Genomic DNA, 4,190 nt, shown 5'->3' on the forward strand with positions numbered 1-4,190 from the left:
GGCCCCCCGGGCTGCATGTCCGGCTGGCTCACCGGCACTCCTCTGCGTAGCTGCCTGACTCGGCGGAAGATGGAGACGTAGAACTCAATGAAGGTCGAACTCGCGTACCGCACTTCCTACCGCCGAATGGTGGGCGCCGCGCCCGAAATCCGGGCGCTTCCACCCCAGGGGCCCCGTGATCAGGTAGAGGAGCCGGGCACTCTCACCCGAAAGAGTTCGTTCCTGCGGGTAGGGCGGGCCGCGTGGTGACCACGTAGGCTCGACCTCCCGAACAACCGACGTCGATTTGCCAGGAGTGACCGTGATTCCCGGTGGTGGCCAGCCCAATATGCAGGAGATCCTCCAGCAGGCCCAGAAGATGCAGCAGGACCTCGCGGCGGCCCAGGAGGAACTGGCCGCGACCGAGGTCGACGGCCAGTCGGGCGGCGGTCTCGTGAAGGCCACCGTCAACGGCTCCGGTGAGCTGCGCGGCCTCGTCATCGACCCCAAGGCGGTCGATCCCGAGGACACGGAGACGCTCGCCGATCTCGTCATCGCCGCGGTGCAGGCGGCGAACGAGAACGCGCAGCAGCTCCAGCAGGAGAAGCTCGGTCCGCTCGCCCAGGGACTCGGCGGGATGCCGGGCATGCCCTTCTAGGGAAGCGCGGCAGCAACTACCGTACGAGCGGGGACGGATAGAACCCGCACCGCAGGACTCGCACCACAGGAAAGGCAATCCGTTGTACGAAGGCGTGGTCCAGGACCTCATCGACGAATTGGGCAGGCTGCCCGGCGTCGGTCCCAAGAGCGCGCAGCGGATCGCCTTCCACATCCTCCAGGCCGAACCGACCGACGTCCGCCGCCTCGCGCACTCCCTGCTCGAAGTGAAGGACAAGGTCCGCTTCTGCGAGGTGTGCGGCAATGTGGCGCAGGAGCAGCGCTGCGGCATCTGCCGTGACGCGCGCCGCGACCTGACGGTCATCTGCGTCGTGGAGGAGCCCAAGGACGTCGTGGCCATCGAGCGCACCCGCGAGTTCCGCGGCAAGTACCACGTGCTCGGCGGCGCGATCAGCCCCATCGAGGGCGTGGGACCGGACGACCTGCGGATCCGTGAGCTGCTGGCCCGTCTCGCCGACGGTACGGTCACCGAACTGATCCTGGCGACCGATCCCAACCTGGAGGGCGAGGCCACGGCCACGTACCTCGCACGCATGATCAAACCCATGGGTTTGAAGGTCACACGCCTTGCCAGCGGTCTGCCCGTGGGGGGCGACCTGGAATACGCCGACGAGGTCACGCTGGGGCGTGCCTTCGAGGGGAGACGACTTCTCGATGTCTGACGCAACGCTGCACTCCACCACGCAGGACCCGGACGACTTCGCCGTCCAGATCGCCGACCAGGTCGAGAGCTTCATCGTCGCGGTCACGGAGGTCGCGAAGGGCGACGAGCCGGACAGCGCCGTGCCCTTCCTGCTCCTGGAGGTCTCCCAGCTGCTCCTGGCGGGCGGCCGGCTGGGCGCGCACGAGGACATCCTCCCCGACGAGCGGTACGAGCCCGACCTGGGCCCGGAGCCGGACGTCGACGACCTGCGCGAGCGCTTCGCGGCGATCCTTGAGCCGATCGACGTGTACTCGGAGGTCTTCGACCCGTACGAGCCGCGCAAGGCGCCGGTCCCGTGCCGTATCTCCGACGACGTGGCCGACATCGTCGCCGACCTGCGGCACGGCATGGCGCACTACCGCGCGGGCCGGACGACCGAGGCGCTGTGGTGGTGGCAGTTCTCGTACTTCTCCAACTGGGGCTCCACCGCGTCGGCGGCCCTCCGCGCGCTCCAGTCCCTGGTGGCGCACGTCCGCCTCGACCAGCCCCTCCCGGAACTGGACGGCCTGGACACGGACCAGGACCTGGGCGAGGACGCGCTGGCCGAGGAGGCGGGCAAGGTCATGGCGGAGGAGCTGGGCGCCCTGGGCATGCGCCCCGTCGCGGACCCCGCGTAGGCCCTGTCCGGCCGCCTGTCACGGATACAGCCACGCCAGCGCGGCGAGGCTCTTGTCCAGATAGGCGGCCCGCCCGGTCTCGATCCCGTAGGCCATGTCCTCCAGGACGCCGCACTTGGCGTAGAAGGCGGCACGGTCACGGATCGCTCCGTCCCGCGCTCCGTAACTCCGCAGGGCGCTGTCGAGCGCCGCTGCACCGAGGTCGCGGTACAGCAGCCCGAAATCACGGGCCGGATCGCAGATCGCGGCATCGCTCCAGTCGATGACACCGGTGCATGTCCACGTCGCCTCGTCGACCAGCACGTGCTCGATCCCGAGGTCGTTGTGCGAGAAGACGAGGGGATGCCCCTCGTCGGGCGGGGGATCCCCGAGGAACGCCTCGACGGCGGGACGGTGTGCCGCCGGCACGCTGGGAACGATCACGTCGTACGTCTCGGCGGCCTCCTCCAGCCACACCGCGCCCGGCTGGTCGTCGACGTCCACCAGCCGCTCCGCCTCCCCGACCGGAACGGCGTGCAGCGCGGCGAGCAACTCCCCGACCCTGGCGCCGATCACGGCGCCGTGAGCCGCCCGCCGCGAAAGGGGCAGATCGATCAGCGGCCGGCCGGGGAGCCGGAAGTAGGCGAAGCAGCCCTGCTCGGCGTCGGTGAAGCCCGGCTCGGGAACGGCCAACGGCGACACCCCGGCGACGGCGCCGAGCAGCCGTACCTCACGGTCCACCACGTCGGCCCGGCGCCCCGGATCGGACTCCTTGCTGAACCGTACGATCAGCTCCCCGCCGACCTCGTAGGCGACGTTGTCCTCACCCTCCCCGAGAAGCACGACGGACCCGACGCGATACCCGGGCAGGTGCCGGCCCACGAGACCCCGTACGAATCCGTCCTGACCACCGCGCCCGCTGTCCATGGCAGGAGAGTAGTGCGCGGCCGGAGGAACGGTCGGCGGGGCAAGGTATCCGTGACCCGCCACAGCCGCACCTCGAAACCGTCCGCCCGGCGGAACGCCACCCGGGCTCAGGAACCCGGGTGGCGGGGGCCCGGTCGCAGGGGCAGAGTGGAGTGCCACCTTCCCCACTCTGACCTTCAGACCTTCGAGGAGTGAACCGTTGTGAGTGGACAGTTCGAAGCGGTTACCGAGATCGACCGGCCGATCGAGGAAGTCTTCGCGTATCTGTCGGAGGGCACGAACGACCGGGAGTTCAGTCCCCGGGTACAGCACATCACCAAGGACCCGGCCGGCCCCACGGCTGTCGGCACGGTATTCCGGAGCACGGTGAAGGACGCGGGGATGAGGACCCAGCGCGAACTGCGGATCACCGAGCTGGAGACGCCGACCAGAATCCGCTGGGCGGAGACCTCGAAGAACGTGGTGACGTCGCGCGAGGGCGGTTACGACCTGGAGACGATCGCGGACGGGCGGACACGGGTGCGGCTGTTCAACGTCCTGGAGGGCCACGGCGTCGGCAAACTCCTGGTGGGCATCGCCCTCGGCGCGGCCCGCAAGGACGCACCGGCCTTCGCCGACCGCATCAAGAAGGCGGCCGAGGCGTCGCGGTCGGCTTGAGGGTCATGCGACCCGTATCCGCAGGTCGGCCCGGAGCTTGAGCCTCGGGCTCCGAGCCCTTTTTCAAGTGAGTGGGTGGGGGAGGTTGGAACCAACCCCCCTCCCAAGTCCCCCGCTGACCAGTCGATATGACTTTCCGTGGTCGGTTTGCGTCAGAGAGTATTGACGGTTTAACGTTCATGGCATTAAGCGGCCCCGGCAGGTGCGGACAACACCAAACCGGGGCCTACCAACGGATCGAATTCGAGGCTCGATCGTGGATTCCACAGAGCTTAGTGCCGCCCTGCGCGCGCCCGCACATCCCCAGGCCAAGCCCGGCTACGGCAAACGCTCCGCACCCGGCCAACTCCCGCGTACAGGCGCCGATTTCGCACATCTGCGCACGAGGGAAGCGGCGATCGCCGCGTACATCGATCGTCTGACCGAGGGCGCCGCGATCGGCTACAAGGCGCTCGCGGCCAACATCGCCGACTACGGGCAGCAGGCCTGCGCCAAGTCGCTCAAGTTCCTTTCCGAGGCCGGTCACCTGAGGCTCGTGAAGGAACATCTCGCCGTCGCGGACAACAGCCTGCGGTGGGTGACGCGCACGTACTTCTCGCGTACGTCGAGGGACGACGAGTGGTGGAGGGCGTACGTGGCCTCCCTGCGCG

At 68.9% G+C, this 4,190-nt stretch carries 5 protein-coding genes and 1 pseudogene; 5 read left to right on the plus strand and 1 reads right to left on the minus strand.

Translation table 11 applies throughout. The features are described from left to right. Positions 1–301 precede the first annotated feature (301 nt). From GXP76_RS34355 to GXP76_RS34365, 3 genes are all read left to right on the plus strand, one after another. Entirely contained in the window at positions 302–637 is a 336-nt protein-coding gene (locus tag GXP76_RS34355) for a YbaB/EbfC family nucleoid-associated protein (RefSeq protein ID WP_078075883.1), read from the plus strand. Between the two features lie 82 nt (positions 638–719). Beyond that, entirely contained in the window at positions 720–1,319 is a 600-nt protein-coding gene (gene recR, locus GXP76_RS34360; protein ID WP_147873611.1) for a recombination mediator RecR, read from the plus strand. Then, the gene (locus GXP76_RS34365; RefSeq protein ID WP_078075881.1) at positions 1,312–1,977 is read left to right on the plus strand and encodes a DUF5063 domain-containing protein; all 666 of its coding nucleotides are present in this window, start codon (positions 1,312–1,314) and stop codon (positions 1,975–1,977) included. Before recR ends, GXP76_RS34365 begins: the two co-directional genes overlap by 8 nt. Positions 1,978–1,995: 18 nt before the next feature. On the opposite strand, the gene GXP76_RS34370 is transcribed toward GXP76_RS34365, so the two are convergent. Continuing rightward, positions 1,996–2,883: a phosphotransferase family protein gene (locus GXP76_RS34370; protein WP_242575541.1), complete on the minus strand. Its 888-nt coding sequence runs from the start codon at positions 2,881–2,883 to the stop codon at positions 1,996–1,998. 201 nt (positions 2,884–3,084) lie between these two features. Between GXP76_RS34370 and GXP76_RS34375 the strand changes: the two genes are divergently transcribed. Both GXP76_RS34375 and GXP76_RS34380 read left to right on the plus strand, forming a co-directional pair. Next, entirely contained in the window at positions 3,085–3,540 is a 456-nt protein-coding gene (locus tag GXP76_RS34375) for an SRPBCC family protein (RefSeq protein WP_242575542.1), read from the plus strand. Between the two features lie 256 nt (positions 3,541–3,796). Then, positions 3,797–4,190 (plus strand): annotated as a pseudogene (locus GXP76_RS34380) (hypothetical protein); the annotation flags it as partial.

Source organism: Streptomyces sp. NP-1717, from assembly GCF_022695985.1.
GTDB lineage: Bacteria > Actinomycetota > Actinomycetes > Streptomycetales > Streptomycetaceae > Streptomyces.

Bases quoted from the DNA above. Each gene is read 5' to 3' on its own strand.
- GXP76_RS34365 (WP_078075881.1), top strand. From the start codon at position 1,312: ATGTCTGACGCAACGCTGCACTCCACCACGCAGGACCCGGACGACTTC.
- GXP76_RS34370 (WP_242575541.1), bottom strand. From the start codon at position 2,883: ATGGACAGCGGGCGCGGTGGTCAGGACGGATTCGTACGGGGTCTCGTG.